Source organism: Pseudarthrobacter sp. NPDC058196 (genome assembly GCF_042882685.1).
Lineage (GTDB): Bacteria > Actinomycetota > Actinomycetes > Actinomycetales > Micrococcaceae > Arthrobacter.
Genome location: NZ_JBHVVN010000006.1, coordinates 250,808 through 264,504, shown reverse-complemented (window position 1 = coordinate 264,504; position 13,697 = coordinate 250,808). Strand labels below are relative to the sequence as shown.

Annotated in this window: 9 protein-coding genes; 4 read left to right on the top strand and 5 right to left on the bottom strand. The window is 64.9% G+C overall.

The features are described from left to right. Nucleotides 1-384 precede the first annotated feature (384 nt). The 3 genes from ACFVVC_RS10825 to ACFVVC_RS10815 form a co-directional block, all read right to left on the bottom strand. The gene (locus ACFVVC_RS10825; RefSeq protein ID WP_387452533.1) at nt 385-1,023 is read right to left on the bottom strand and encodes a DUF305 domain-containing protein; all 639 of its coding nucleotides are present in this window, start codon (nt 1,021-1,023) and stop codon (nt 385-387) included. A gap of 140 nt (nt 1,024-1,163) precedes the next feature. Further along, nucleotides 1,164-1,634, bottom strand: coding sequence for a DUF6153 family protein (locus ACFVVC_RS10820; RefSeq protein WP_387452530.1), 471 nt, complete (start codon nt 1,632-1,634; stop codon nt 1,164-1,166). 332 nt (nt 1,635-1,966) lie between these two features. Continuing rightward, nucleotides 1,967-2,305 carry a heavy-metal-associated domain-containing protein gene (locus ACFVVC_RS10815; protein WP_387452527.1) on the bottom strand — a complete coding sequence of 113 codons (339 nt, stop codon included), beginning with the start codon at nt 2,303-2,305 and terminating at the stop codon, nt 1,967-1,969. 649 nt (nt 2,306-2,954) lie between these two features. Between ACFVVC_RS10815 and ACFVVC_RS10810 the strand changes: the two genes are divergently transcribed. The 3 genes from ACFVVC_RS10810 to ACFVVC_RS10800 all read left to right on the top strand — a co-directional run bounded on the left by ACFVVC_RS10810 (nt 2,955) and on the right by ACFVVC_RS10800 (nt 8,641). Further along, on the top strand, nt 2,955-5,408 hold the full coding sequence (locus tag ACFVVC_RS10810) for a heavy metal translocating P-type ATPase (RefSeq protein ID WP_387452524.1): 2,454 nt from the start codon (nt 2,955-2,957) through the stop codon (nt 5,406-5,408). A gap of 11 nt (nt 5,409-5,419) precedes the next feature. Then, nucleotides 5,420-6,781, top strand: coding sequence for a phenylacetate--CoA ligase family protein (locus ACFVVC_RS10805; RefSeq protein ID WP_387452521.1), 1,362 nt, complete (start codon nt 5,420-5,422; stop codon nt 6,779-6,781). Between the two features lie 996 nt (nt 6,782-7,777). Next, on the top strand, nt 7,778-8,641 hold the full coding sequence (locus ACFVVC_RS10800; RefSeq protein WP_387452518.1) for an NAD-dependent epimerase/dehydratase family protein: 864 nt from the start codon (nt 7,778-7,780) through the stop codon (nt 8,639-8,641). Between the two features lie 119 nt (nt 8,642-8,760). Here ACFVVC_RS10800 and ACFVVC_RS10795 read toward each other — a convergent pair whose 3' ends face one another. Beyond that, nucleotides 8,761-10,428 (bottom strand): phosphodiester glycosidase family protein, encoded by a 1,668-nt coding sequence (locus tag ACFVVC_RS10795; RefSeq protein ID WP_387452515.1) that lies wholly within the window; start codon nt 10,426-10,428, stop codon nt 8,761-8,763. Between the two features lie 308 nt (nt 10,429-10,736). Then, nucleotides 10,737-12,041, bottom strand: coding sequence for a NosD domain-containing protein (locus tag ACFVVC_RS10790; protein ID WP_387452690.1), 1,305 nt, complete (start codon nt 12,039-12,041; stop codon nt 10,737-10,739). Between the two features lie 343 nt (nt 12,042-12,384). Between ACFVVC_RS10790 and ACFVVC_RS10785 the strand changes: the two genes are divergently transcribed. Next, entirely contained in the window at nt 12,385-13,662 is a 1,278-nt protein-coding gene (locus ACFVVC_RS10785) for an extracellular solute-binding protein (protein ID WP_387452512.1), read from the top strand. The last annotated feature ends 35 nt before the right edge of the window (nt 13,663-13,697 follow it).

The window sequence follows — 13,697 nt, the reverse complement described above, 5'->3', positions numbered from 1 at the left end:
GCTGCCGCGGTAAACCCCATGAGGTCGTTGGTGCCGCCAATTTTAGTGGCGGGAGACTTGGTGACGTCGAACAGGCATTCGGTGGGTGGCGAGCAGCACCTGGTCGGTTTCCCGGTCCACGCTCAGGCCGTGACCGTGGGAGCTAGGGACATCCGCGGCGGCAGTGGGTGGTCCGGTACGGGCAGGTCTGGAGGCAATTTTCGGGGCGCACGCGGACAACGTGAGCATCAGTGCGGCTGTTGCGGCGGCAGCTGCTGAATGGTGGCGGGTTAGAGCGTGCAGGGGCATGGGGACTCCCGAACGAACAGGGGCAGGAAGTGTAGGGCTCGGCGACCGGAGGCGCCGACCCCGGGGGAGGGGCCGGCGCCTTGACTGTGTGCTGGTTTAGAGGGTGGCCAGCAGGTTCTTCATTTCCTGGATTTCGGCTTCCTGCGCCGTCACGATGTTTTTGCTGAGCTTGATCGCGTCGGCGTTTTGGCCTTGGGCGGTTTCAGTTTTGGCCATCATGACGGCGCCTTCGTGGTGGGCGATCATCTGGGTCAGGAAGAGCTTGGCCGCCTCAGTGCCCTGGGTAACGTCGAGCTTCTTGAGGTCATCGTCGCCCATCATGCCGTCCATGCTGTGGCCGGCGCTCATCGTGGCGGATTCGTTCCAGCTTTTCAGCCAGCCAGTCATGGTGTCGATTTCCGGGGCCTGTGCCGCCTTGATCCTGGTCGCGAGGTCGGTGACTGCTGCGGGAATGTCCTTCTTCTGCAGAATCATTTCGCTCATTTCGACGGCCTGTTCGTGGTGGGGGATCATTCCCTGGGTGAACATGGTGTCGGCCGCGTTGTGCTCGGTCGAGGCGGTTGGTGAGCTGCTGGACATCATTCCCGAACTGCCGTGATCCATGCCCGGCATCGAGCTGCTGGCTGCGGCGGAGCTGGACGTGGCGGTCGATCCGGTGCCGGTGGAGCAGCCAGCCAGGGCGAGTGCTGCGGCGACGGCGGTGGTGGAAAGGGCGAGGAATTTCTTGTTCATCATGGTTTTCGGGTCCTTCAAGACATCAGCGGGCGCGGGGGCGCCGTGGTGGGTGAGTGCATTGGTGATGCGCCGGGCACGGCTCGAACTAGCGGCGCCCGGGCTGCTAAGGCGCTGGGCGCGTCACAGCGCCGGCCGGTGTTTTACGTCCGGCTGATGCAGAGCTCACCGGGTGAAGGACTCCCGGGACGATAGGACCATGCCGCGCCGGTATCGGTCAGGGCCCCTGCGATGGAGGTCCTGGCGACGACCCATGTCCCGGGCAGCGGTGCGGCCAGGGAACCGGACTTCGCCGACGGGGTGCAGGCAGCGGTCATGGCGTGCATGGTGGTGCAGTTGCCCGAGTCCGAACACTGCACGGCATCCTGAGGGGACGCGGCCTGCCCCCCTGGCATGTCCGGGGTGGAGGCTGCCAGAAGGTGTTCCGTGTGACTGGTGCCGGAAGATCCGTGATGGGCGCTGCCGCCTGCTGCAGCCATGGCGGAAGGATGCAGCGCGTGCGTGGTCGTCAAGACGTGCATGCCGAAAATACCCGCAATGAGCGCCAGAACGGCACCCAAGAGACCCGCGCGGCGGAGGAACGTCATCGCGGGGCGATGCTCAGGTGCGATCATGAGGTTCCTCCTTCCCTCCGTACGGGCTTTTGTCCAAGGTTACCGGTCTTGTGGCAGGCGCCTTCCGGTACAACGTGCCTGCATCGGATTCGGTTTCAACCACGGGCCGACCTCCTGGTCGTGGGCTCCCGCGCCTCTACCGGCGATTCGGCAGCCGGGCCGCCCCGGCAGTTGGTCTGCTGGTCTTCGCCGCCATGTTCTCCCTGTCCGCTTTCGTCATCGGCCCGGCCATCGGCGGCGGACGAGGTGACGTGGCACCTTTCCCGGCGCCGACTGCGGACCACACCGATCACCCGGGCCACTGACCGGCGCCCGGGAGGGCCGGCGCGGGGCTAGTTCGCGCCGGCCAGGACGTAGCCGGAGGAGCTGACGGCTTCCGCCAGCGCCTCCCGGTCCGCGGTGCCGGTGACGGTCAGCCGGGACGTGCCGCCCGGCACCAGGTCCACCGTTGCCGACTCGACGCCGGCTACCCCGGAGACGGCCTGTTCAACGGTCCGGACACAATGCCCGCAGGTCAGCCCTTCAACGTCGTACCGGGCATTGGCCCCCTGGGCGGCCGGCTCGGCGGCAGTGGCTGGGCGCGAGTCAACGGCGGGGGAGCAACAGCCGCAGCCCTGCTGGGCCGTGGAGGCCAGGGGCAGTTGGGTCCGTGATTCCGATGTTCCGCACATGTCAGTTTTCCTTCAAATAAGGGATAGGAAAGGGGATGTTGCGGTTGAACGGCTGTGACGGCCTGGGCCTGGACAAACCACGTCACTGGCAACATCAGGAGTATACCCCCTAGGGGTATTTAGGGCTAGAGGCGAGCCGTCGAACTGATCCGGCAATGCCATCTGCGCCAACTCGCCCGGTAAACCCGGAAGCGCGATGAACGGGACGGGCACGGACCATGCCAGCGCCCACGCCTGCCTGGACCTTTTGACCGCTTGGCCCCGGCTGGTGCCCGTCATCGGCACCGCCGCATCCCCGCTCCTGCCCAGGGAACGCCCCCACCACTGGCCGCAGCCCGTATCGTGCTGTTCCTCGGGTCACTCCGGCTCGTGCTCAGCCGACCCGCCGCCACCGGGCCGCCTCCGCCACGCGGGACCAAAGCCTCTGACCCCTGCGCTGGTGAGGGACGATAGTGAACTGCAAGGGCAGCTGGGCGCGCCGGCGCACAGCAAAGGCATACCTTGACCGCATACCCCTAGGGGGTATATGTTCGGCCTAACCGGAAATCGACGTCCCGGGCGAAAGCCCCACGCAGTGAAGGTCCGACAGCGGGTGAATCCACCCCGGCTGTCCTCGGCGGATCCATCATGACCTAAGGACGACGACACCATGTCTGCTGACTCGAAGCCCGGCACCGATGCCCAGCCCAGGCCATTGCAACGCACTGTTGTGGAAGTCGGTGGCCTGCACTGGGCAACATCCAAGGCGGTGATCGAACGGGTCCTCTCGCAGCGGCCCGGAGTTGCAGGGGTTGAGGCGAACCCCGTTGCCCAAACCGCGACCGTCAGTTTTGACCCCTCCGTGACATCGCTGGAGCAGATTTACGGGTGGGTCCGGGACTGCGGCTACCGCTGCCGCGGCGAGTCCGTCCCCGACCACGTTTGCTACCCGATGGAAGAACAGCACACCGGCGGGGTGACGCACGCCACGCCCACGACGGAGAGCACAGCGCACCCGCAGGGCCCGGGAATGCACGGTGAGATGGCCCGGACTCCTCAGGACATGATGGGGCACGGAGGCCACCACGGCGGGATGACTATGGGTGACATGGTCAAGGACATGCGCAACCGTTTCCTGGTCGCAGCGGTCCTGTCGATCGGTGTGGTGCTGTGGTCCCCGATGGGCCGGGACATGCTCGGCTTCACCGCCCCGACACCGTTCGGGCTCCGCGATGACGTCATGGCCCTGATTCTTTCCCTGCCTGTCATCTTCTACTCGGCCTGGATTTTCTTCGACGGCGCCTACCGGGCATTGAAGGCCCGCACCCTGGACATGATGGTCCTGGTCGCAATCGCGGTGGGCACCGGATGGCTCTACAGCGTCTGGGTCACCCTCACCGGAGGCGGCGAGGTGTTCTATGAAGCTGCTACAGTTCTGGCCTCCTTCGTGCTGCTGGGCCACTGGTTCGAAATGAGGGCCCGCGGCGGCGCGAATGAGGCCATCCGCACGCTTCTCGAGCTCGCTCCGCCGGTCGCGGTTGTAATCCGCGACGGTGAGACGATCGAGATCCCCACCTCCGACGTCCAGGCCGGGGACCTGCTGCTGGTCCGGCCGGGCTCGAAAATCCCCGTCGACGGGAAAGTCGAAGAAGGCCAGTCGGAGGTCGATGAATCCATGGTCACGGGCGAGAGCCTGCCGGTGACCAAGACCATCGGATCGGAAGTGATCGGTGCATCCATCAACACCACCGGCACGATGCGGGTCCGGGCCACCAAGGTCGGAGCCGACACCGCCCTGGCCCAGATCGTCGCCCTCGTGCAGGAAGCCCAGAACTCCAAAGCCCCCGGCCAGCGGCTGGCGGACCGGGCCGCGTTCTGGCTCGTCCTGGTCGCCCTGATCGGCGGGACCGTGACTTTTGCCGCCTGGCTCGCCCTCGGCGCCGGGCTCCAAGCGGCCATGCTGTTCGCCATCACCGTCGTCGTCATCACTTGCCCCGACGCGCTCGGCCTGGCCACCCCAACGGCCATCATGGTCGGCACCGGGCTCGGGGCGAAACGGGGCGTCCTGTTCAAGAACGCAACCGCCCTGGAAGTCTCCGCCCGGATCGACACCGTCGTGATGGACAAAACCGGCACCCTGACCAAGGGCGAACCGGAAGTCACCGACGTCGTCGTCGAAGGCATCGACCAGAACACCCTGCTGGCACTGGTCGCCGCGGTGGAAAAGGAATCCGAACACCCCCTGGCCGCTGCCGTGGTCCGCCATGCCCAGGCACAGGGCGTGCCCACGCTTGCGGCGACGGATTTCCTGAATGTTCCAGGCCACGGCGCCGGAGCGACCGTGGACGGACATTCGGTCCTTGTCGGGAACCGTAAACTCATGGCCGACGAAGGCATCGACCTTGGACCGCTTGGCCCTGTTCGCGAGGAACTCGCCGGCGCCGGACGCACCGCCGTGCTCGTTGCCGTGGACGGCAGACCCGCTGCGGTGATCGCCATGGCAGACGCCGCGCGGGAGACTGCCGCCGCGGCGGTCACTGCCCTCCACGAGGCCGGAATTGAAGTCGTCATGCTCACCGGCGACAACGAAGCCACCGGCCGCAGGATCGCCGGCCAGCTCGGCATCGACACCGTCATCGCCGAAGTGCTCCCGGGCGACAAATCAGCGAAAATCGCCGAACTCCAACAGACCGGGAAAAAGGTCGCCATGGTCGGTGACGGCGTCAACGACGCCCCGGCCCTGGCCCAGGCCGACCTCGGTATCGCGATCGGCGCCGGCACCGACGTGGCCATTGAAACCGCGGACGTCGTCCTCATGCGCTCGGACCCGCTCGATGTGCCCACCGCCCTGCGGATCGGCAAAGGCACCCTCCGGAAAATGCGCCAGAACCTGGGCTGGGCCGTGGGCTACAACGCGATAGCGCTGCCCATCGCCGCAGGAGTCTTTGCCTTCGCCGGGATCGCTCTCAGCCCCGAAATCGCAGCCCTGTCAATGTCCGGATCCAGCTTCCTGGTCGCTGTCAACGCCCTCCTGCTCAAACGACTCCGGCTGCCCCGCCCGGAAACACCTGAAGCCACCACCACCCGTGAAACCCGGCCGCTGGCCCCGGCGGGCACCCGATAGGCAACCCGCCCATGGACGCAAGCCTCATCGCCCGGCTGCTGTTCCTGCGCGCGGCGTGGCGCCAGAGGGACCACTGGGACGCCGCGCACATCACAGCCCACCAGGAACATGCCCTCCAGCAACTCCGCCGGGCCACCTACGCCGGCTCCGAGTTCTACCGGCATCACCACGCGGGCCTGCACAACGCCCCACTCGACCAGCTGCCGCCCGTCACGAAAGCTGACCTGATGGAGCACTTTGACGAGGCCGTCACCAGACCCGACCTGAGGCTCGCTGACCTCGAAGACCATCTACGGACCCTCTCCCAGAGCGGAGGGGATCCGGGGTTGCCTTGGCGGGGCAAATGGTGGGCGGCGGCAACAGCCGGCACCACCGGCCGGCGCGGAACCTTCGTCTGGAACCGCACCGAATGGGCGACCATCCTGGCCTCCTACGCCCGGGCCAACGACTGGGCCGGGATCTCTGCCGGGGTCACCAAGCCCGTGAAAATGGCCCTCGTCAGCTCACGCATCCCCACCCACCAGTCCGCCGTCGTTGGAGCATCCCTTCGCTCCAGAACCGTCCCCTCCCTCCGCCTGGACGTCACCGCCCCCCTTGAGGAGACGGTCGCTGCGCTGAACCGGTTCCAACCCAGGCTCCTTGTCGGCTACGCCTCAGCACTCAAACCCCTCGCCGCCGAGCAGCGTGCCGGACGCCTGCGCATCGCACCGCAAGGCGTCATGTCCGCGTCCGAGGTCCTCAGCCCCCACGCAGCAGCCGAACTGGAGGCCGCCTGGGGAAGCAAACCCTTCGATGTCTACGCCGCCACCGAAACGGCAGTGATCGCATCCCCCTGCACCTACCGGAACCGTCATGTCTACGAAGACCTGCTCATCGTCGAGCCCGTGGACCGGGCAGGAAACCCCGTCACGAGCGGAACAACCGGCGCGAAACTGCTCGTCACAGTCCTGTTTTCCCGGACCCTTCCGCTCATCCGCTATGAAATGTCCGACGCCATCAAACTCAACGGGCGGGGGTGCCCCTGCGGCCGCTCCTTCACCGTGCTCCAAGACATCGAGGGCCGGATTGAAGACGTCCTGCGCCTGCCAGGCCAACAGGGCACCGTCACCATCCATCCAAACGTGTTCCACCACATCCTCGATGAAGCCGGATACAACGGTTGGCAAATCATTCAGGAACCCACCAAACTCCGAGTGCTCCTCGCCGGCCTCGCCCCCGGAGCTTCCGAAGAAAACGTCCGCAACGCAGTAGCATCAGCGCTCAAGAAAGCCGGTGCAGCGGCCACGGAGGTGGAGGTGCACATTACCGAACGCCCCGAACGCACTAACCTCGGCAAGGCGCCCTTTGTACGAGGCCTACCTGAACAGAAATAACAAGCGTGTCCGCCCAAGGAATCACCTGTGAGGGCCATCATTGATAATGCCGGACTCGCGGATCGGAGAAGGCCATGCTGCAGATCCTGATGTGCAAACTGAATATTCGGCACGAATGGCATGTCGAGCACGCCGACGACGGCCGTCTCTACAGGCGTTGTCGTCGGTGTGGCAAAGACGACGATGAACGCACCGTCGGTGGAGGCAATTTCAGCCATTGGGCAGGCGGTTAAAAAGAATCACGCCTCGGTGAAACACGTGTCCCTCCCCACTTCCCGGACAGCCTGTGCGTGCTTGACGCACGCCGCCCCGACGCGATTCCCGGCTGGCAGGACCCGCCAAAAAAACCACGACGCCGAGAGGTCCGCTGGGCACAGCGCCTAGACGAGGTTGCCGAGGGGTTCAGTTCGGGCAGCTCGCCGGCGACGACCGTCCGTTCCTGGATGTTCTCGGATTGTTGGGCCTCCTCATCCTCGGCGCTGCGACGGGCCCCGGTTTGGGGCGCGCGCCTAGCCTGGGCCCTGGCCAAGGCCACCAGCAGTGTCACGACCGTCGTCATCCAGCCGAGCCCGGTGAGGAACACCAGGCCGATTGCCGCCAAGGGGTGCATGGCCAGAGTCTAGGACTGCCATCGCGGAAGGCCCGGCCGAAACTCCGGGCGGCCTATAACGAAGTTGCGGACTTGGGAAGGGTGCGCCCCTTCGCTGGGCACATTTCGTTTCCCGTTCCCCAAAGCCGTCTCCTCCGGCTGCACCCATACGAAGCCTGGTGATAGTTGGTCTCGCAAGGTCTCTTACAGTTCCCGCCCAGCCGCAAACTACGTTCACGGTGCACGGGGGTAGGTCGGGCTGTCCTAGGACCGGGAGGGCCACGCGTGCAACGGGGTCTGCGGTCTAGGTTTGGTGTTGATTGGTCCGTTTGCCATGGTCAGTGGTCCCTTGCGGCCTGCCATGAGCCTCAATGTGGGTGCGGGCAAACAAATTTTGAGGAGTATCGATGAAGATAGCGGTGACTGGTGGAAGCGGAAAGCTGGGCCGGCACGTGGTGCGGCGCCTCACGAAAGAGGGGCACTGGGTGCTGAACCTGGACCGGGTTGGTGAGCGAAGCCCCGGTCTGGTGGTGGTGGACCTGCGCGACTATGGCCAAGTGGTGGACGCGTTCCTGGGCGTGGACCGGCGGCACTCAGGCTTTGATGCGGTCGTCCATCTGGGCGCGGTCCCCGCCCCGGGTCTCATGTCGGACGCTGCGACGTTTGAGAACAACATGCTCTCCACGTATAACGTGTTTCAGGCGGCCCGCCGGGCCGGGATAAAGAAGGTGGTGTACGCCTCCAGTGAGACGGTGCTGGGAACACCGTTCGACGTCGACCCGCCCTATATCCCGGTGGATGAGGAGTACCCGGCCCGGCCCGAAACCACGTACGCTCTCGTGAAACGCCTGGAGGAGCAGATGGCTATCGAGCTGACGCGCTGGGACCCGGAACTGAGCATCGTTGGGCTGCGGTTCTCGAACGTCATGGATCCGGAAGACTACGAAGCTTTTCCGTCCTTCGACGCCGATGCCATGCTGCGCAAGTGGAACCTTTGGGGTTACATCGATGGCCGGGACGGGGCGCAGGCCGTGCTCCGGGCACTGGAGAACGGCAAGCCGGGGTTCGAGGCGTTCATCATCGCCAGCCCGGACACCGTCATGAGCCGCTCCAGCGCCAGCCTGGCGGCGGAGGTGTACCCCAACGTCAAAGTGACGAAGGACCTGGGCGAACACGAGACCTTGCTCTCCATCGACAAGGCCCGGCGCCTGCTGGGCTTTGATCCCGAATACACCTGGCGCACCAGCTCACCCTCGACCGGAACTGACTGAGGGGCGGCTCAAGGGGGAGCGGAACACCCTGTCATTGCGGGTCGCTGCCTCTTCGTTTATTCAACTCCCGGGCGCCGGCAGCAGTGGGAAGGCCAGATCCCTGGATGAGCCGCATCGGGTTATGGCTTGCGGCCCGGGAGTACGAGGAGGGCGTCGCCGACGGGGCGTTCGCCGGTGGTGTCCGAGGGGGAGTTCATGACCTGGCTGCCCTGGACCATCGTGGTGGAGCCGCCGCCGTCGAGGTTCATCGCATTGACCATGCCGAGCGACTTGGCCACGTGGGCTTCTTCGTTCAGGCTCAAGCCAAGGCTTGTGGTTTGGCGGCCGTCGGCGGTGACCAGCAGGGTGCGGCCCTGAGCGTCCACTCCAGCGAAGGTACGTGGGTTGCGCTTGTGGACCCAGCCGTAGAAGAAGCTGTTGCTGTCGTTCGTCCGGACCATGCCGTCGCGCTTGGCCGTGACGTCCAGCTGCCCGTCCTGGACCAGGGTCGGGCCGCCGTTGACGACTTCTGTCGAAGGGGTTGTCTTCAGCGACTGGCCGCTCTCGGTGAGCAAATCGGCGTCGACCTCCAGCTTCTTGCCCGGGACGGCCACGGCGGCGAGCTTGTCGACGTCGGCGCCGATCGCCTGCACCGTCTGCCCGCCGGCGGGCACAGTAGCCCCGCGCGTGTGGTTGACGGCGGTGACGGTCCCTTGGGAGTCCAGGACGACTTCGAGCCCGGGGCCGGCCGGGGTGGTGGGGCCGAACTCAGGGGTGAAGGCGACGATCTCGTCCGCGTCTGTGCAGGTGACGTCGTGCAGGGGCAGGTTGGTCGGGGTGTCGTCGGTGCCGCCGCAGTTGCGGATGAGCCCGGGGACCCGGTCGATGCCATCCAGGGGGAGGTCGGCCGAGCCGTGCGCGGTGACAGTGCCGTGCCAGTGCAGTCGCTGGATGGAGGTGCCGTTCTTGTCCACGATGAGGGAGGGCCGGTCGCCGACGGGTTCGCTGAGGACCTTGCCATCGTGGACCGCGGCGCCGGCGGGGTCACCGGGGGCGCCTGCTGCGGGGTCCATAGTGAAGAACCCGCCGTTCACGGCGGCCAGGGCCCCGGCTGCGGCCGAGAGCTGGCTTGTGGTTTCGCGGTCTTCGAGGTTGGGGCCGAAGGAGGAGGTGAGGTCGCCGTGGAATTCCTTCGGATCGATAGTGAGCACCTGGAGATTCCAGGGTCCGCGGTCGTTCTCGCTGGTGCCGGCGTCCCCGTCCCAGCCGGTGTAGATCACTGAGGATTTGTAGCCGGCGGCTTTGATCTGGTCCACGGTGGGGGTGCCGTCGGCCTTTGAGTTGAACTGGCCCGCACGGACCCGGTAGCCGAGGTCGCCGCCGGCGTCGGCCAGCTGGGGTGACTGGACGTGCTCGACACGGGCGGTGACTCCGGCGGCGTTGAGCTTGTTGGCCACCTTTTGCGCATGTTCCTCGGTGGACAGCGCGGAGGCCGGGGCGTCCGGGTCGGGAGAGGTGGACGGGACCGCGACTTCGGCGGTCCAGAAGAAGTCCTGGTTGGGGGCGCCGCGCGTGATCGTGGTCCGGGTCAGGCCCGGGGCCAGCGTGGTCACGTTCCGCGTCTCGGGCTGGTCCTGCGCGCCGAGGTCCAGGTGCGAGTCCTGTGCCGGTGCGGCCGCCTGCTGATCGGGTGCGGGGGCCGGGGGCGCCGCGGTGGAGGCGCCTGCGGGGGCGAGGAAGGCGAAGGGGAGGGCCACGGCCAGGGCGGTGGTAACCGCACGGCGGTGACGATGATTGGGGGTGATCATGGTTATCCACACTAAAGGCCGTGAATTCAGAGCATGCTCCCAAAGACCGGGGTTATTCATGCCTTCGATTAGTGTTCACCAGCCGTTCGCGGGACTGTGACCAGAAGTTCCCTCCCGATGGCCGGCGTGTGCGAATAGGTCCCCCAATGGATGCGTCTCAAACCCCGGCATGAAACGTCGGCGCCGGCCAACAGGAGGAAGACCAGGGTGGAGGTAACGGGTGAGATCCAGGAAAAGGGTACGTCGGGAGCGCGCCTGAGGGGGCGGAAACCGTGCCTCAAGATGCGCTCCCGGCGTACTTTCGCCCATCAGGGAGTCGGCCGGACAGCGGTATCGGGGCTGTACGAAGTGACCTGCGAGGAAGCGCCGCTGTCGAGGACTTTGGAGTGGGTGGTCGACGCGTCGAGAACCACGTGCTGGGTAGCCACGTTGCTGACCACGTGGTTGAGGGCTACAACGTTGGCATCCCCTCCGGCGATGAGGATCTGGGTCGGCTGGGCGCCGGCCGGGGCGATGTTGCCGGGAGGGACGTTGAAGGCGAAGAGGTTGTTCGAGATGAGGTTGTTGTCTCCCGCCACGTGGAGGACACCGAAGAGGTCGTCGAGGCCGTTGCCGCGCCCAATGAACGGCGGGAACCCCTCGTTGGTCCGGCGAATATGGTTGGCCGTGATGAGGTTCTCCTTGCAGCCGTTCTGCAGGCGGAGCATGCCCGGGTAGAAGCCCTGGAGCCTGTTCGAGGAGACCGAACTCCTGGTGCATCCGGTGAGCTCGATGAGGCTGCGGCCGCGGGGGAAGAGGTTGTTGCCTGTGACGAGCAGGCCCTCGTGGTTCTCTGCGAGGAGCGTGACCCCGTCCGGCCCCGCACCCATGAGGTTATCGCTCACGACAGTCGCTTGGCCTGCCCCCGTCAATTCGACGCAGTTTCCGCACTCAGCGATCATGTTGTCGTGGACGCGGAGTGCGTCTGCGCCGCGGACGATGAGGGCGTGCTCCAAGTAGATAAATCCCATTCCCGTGACATGCAGGGAGTCGTTATCGGAGGCCACTTCGATCCCGGTCCGGCCGTTGCGGTAGCTGTTCTGGTCGGGTACGAAGTCCACTCCGTCAAGACAGAAATCCCTGAAGACGATTCCGGACAGCCGCGGATTGCCATTTCGGCGCACCAGGAACGCCTGTGGTGTGGCCGCCGGCGTGCGGACGCGGATGTGACTTCCTCCTGGTTGAAGCTCCAGCCAGCCGGTTGTGTCAACGTTGTCGGCGATGCTGCGGGAAAAGAAGCCGTGGCCGAAGCCCGTAATGGTCAGGAAACTGATGTCGACGACCACTTGGGTGCGAAGGTCATAGTCGCCCGGCGGAATGACGATGACTCCTCCGGGTTTTGCCTCCGGCTTCGATTGCCGGCCCTTGATATCGGTGATGATGTCATTGATGACCGCGCCCACATCGGACTGGGCGGTGATCTCCGGGCGGCCTTTGATCTTCCACGTGGTCACGTCGTAGGCGTTGGAGGAGCCGGACTGTGCTCCGCTGGCCGTGACGTCGGCATTGGCCGTCGATGAAATCCCCAGCGTCAGTGCCGCTGCGAGGGTACCCGCGGCACCGGCGCCGAGCATCCTGCGACGACTTGGATTGGTTGCGCTGGGGTTCTCTTCTTGATGTAGCTCCACTGGGTTTCCTCCATGCAGGTCAAAGATTGCTTCGTTGGGATCTTCAAGTGCCCGAGCCAAAATATGCCAAAACGATTTATCAGGTCGGGCTCCAACGAGCCTAGTTAGCGCCGGGAAATCCTGTCAACGCCAAAATCACCCGGGCGGATTTTGTCAACACGCGGCGGAATTTAACTCTTGACACACCTCCCAGGCGCGTCCTAACCTGAGTGCCAAGTCGTTTTAGCAAAACGGTTTGTCACCGACAAGTTTCCAGTCTCTCCGTTCAAGAGAAAGGGAGTCGACAGCGATGTCCTCTCGAAAGACCATCTCCAAAATCGCGGGCATCGGCGGTATTTGCACCGCCGTCGCCCTCGTCGCAACAGGCTGTGGTGCCGGCGGCCCTGCCGCCACCGAAGGCGGCGGCAGCTCCATCAATGTCCTGGTTGAGGCAGGCGGCCATGCGGAACTGCAGCCGATCGCCGATCAGTGCGCCAAAGACACCGGCGTAAACGTCAACTTCGTGGAACTCCCGTACGACGGGTTGTTCAACCGCCTCTCCAGCGAGTTCTCTTCCGGCACGGTTTCCTTCGATGTTGCCGCACTCGACTCCGTCTGGCTGCCAAGCTTCAAGGATGCCCTGCAGCCCATCGACGAACTGTTCACCGACGAAGCGAAGAAGGATATTTTCCCTTCGCTGGTCAAGGAAGCCAACGTCGATGGTCACTTCATTGGAATGCCGGCCTGGACCAATGCCGAGATCGTCCTCTACCGCAAGGATCTCTTTGAAGACGCCAAAAACAAGGCCGACTTCAAGGCGAAATACGGCTACGACCTTGCGGCTCCGAAGACCTGGCAGCAGTATCAGGACATCTCTGCCTTCTTCACCAAAGACGGTATGTACGGAACGGACGTCAAGGGCGGGGTCGAAACCGAGTACCTTTCCCACGTGCTGCAAGCCGGCTCACCCATGGTTGTGGACAGCAACAACAACGTTGTCATTGACAATCCAGCCCATAAACAAGCGCTTGATTTCTACACCAGCCTCGTCAAAGACGCCCCGGCCGGGGCAGCCCAGGTCGACTGGGCCGCGGCCCAGAACCTCTTCAACCAAGGCAAGACGGCCATGACCCGGTTCTGGGCTCATGCCTACCGTCAGATTCCCAAAGACTCGCCCGTATACGGGAAAGTGGGAACGGCGCCAATGATCGGCGGTTCCGCGGGCGTGGCCGGTGTGCCCGGCCCCTGGTACCTTTCCGTGCCCAAGGCAACAAAGAACGCCGATGCTGCGAAAAAGTTCGTCAAGTGCGCCTTCGACCATAACGACCTGGCCATCCAGTCAAGCCTTGGCCTCGCGGCGCGAGTCTCCGCCTTACAGAAGTACCAGGACCAGCCCGGCTACGAGAGTTTCAAACCGCTGATCGAAACACTCAACGCGTCGGCGACGGCAACACGTCCGGCAACGGCCAAGTGGCAGCAGATTGTCGACACCGTGCTGGTACCGATGCTGCAAAAGGCCGTCGCCGGGGGAGACAGCGCGACCTTGCTGGCCGACGCCAAGACCAAGATCCAAGCCCTCCTCAAATAAAGACTCCGCGGCCGGCATCAACCATGTGGCACCGC

Bases quoted from the DNA above. Each gene is read 5' to 3' on its own strand.
- ACFVVC_RS10795 (WP_387452515.1), bottom strand. From the start codon at position 10,428: ATGATCACCCCCAATCATCGTCACCGCCGTGCGGTTACCACCGCCCTG.
- ACFVVC_RS10800 (WP_387452518.1), top strand. From the start codon at position 7,778: ATGAAGATAGCGGTGACTGGTGGAAGCGGAAAGCTGGGCCGGCACGTG.
- ACFVVC_RS10810 (WP_387452524.1), top strand. From the start codon at position 2,955: ATGTCTGCTGACTCGAAGCCCGGCACCGATGCCCAGCCCAGGCCATTG.
- ACFVVC_RS10785 (WP_387452512.1), top strand. From the start codon at position 12,385: ATGTCCTCTCGAAAGACCATCTCCAAAATCGCGGGCATCGGCGGTATT.
- ACFVVC_RS10790 (WP_387452690.1), bottom strand. From the start codon at position 12,041: ATGCTCGGCGCCGGTGCCGCGGGTACCCTCGCAGCGGCACTGACGCTG.
- ACFVVC_RS10815 (WP_387452527.1), bottom strand. From the start codon at position 2,305: ATGTGCGGAACATCGGAATCACGGACCCAACTGCCCCTGGCCTCCACG.
- ACFVVC_RS10805 (WP_387452521.1), top strand. From the start codon at position 5,420: ATGGACGCAAGCCTCATCGCCCGGCTGCTGTTCCTGCGCGCGGCGTGG.
- ACFVVC_RS10820 (WP_387452530.1), bottom strand. From the start codon at position 1,634: ATGATCGCACCTGAGCATCGCCCCGCGATGACGTTCCTCCGCCGCGCG.
- ACFVVC_RS10825 (WP_387452533.1), bottom strand. From the start codon at position 1,023: ATGATGAACAAGAAATTCCTCGCCCTTTCCACCACCGCCGTCGCCGCA.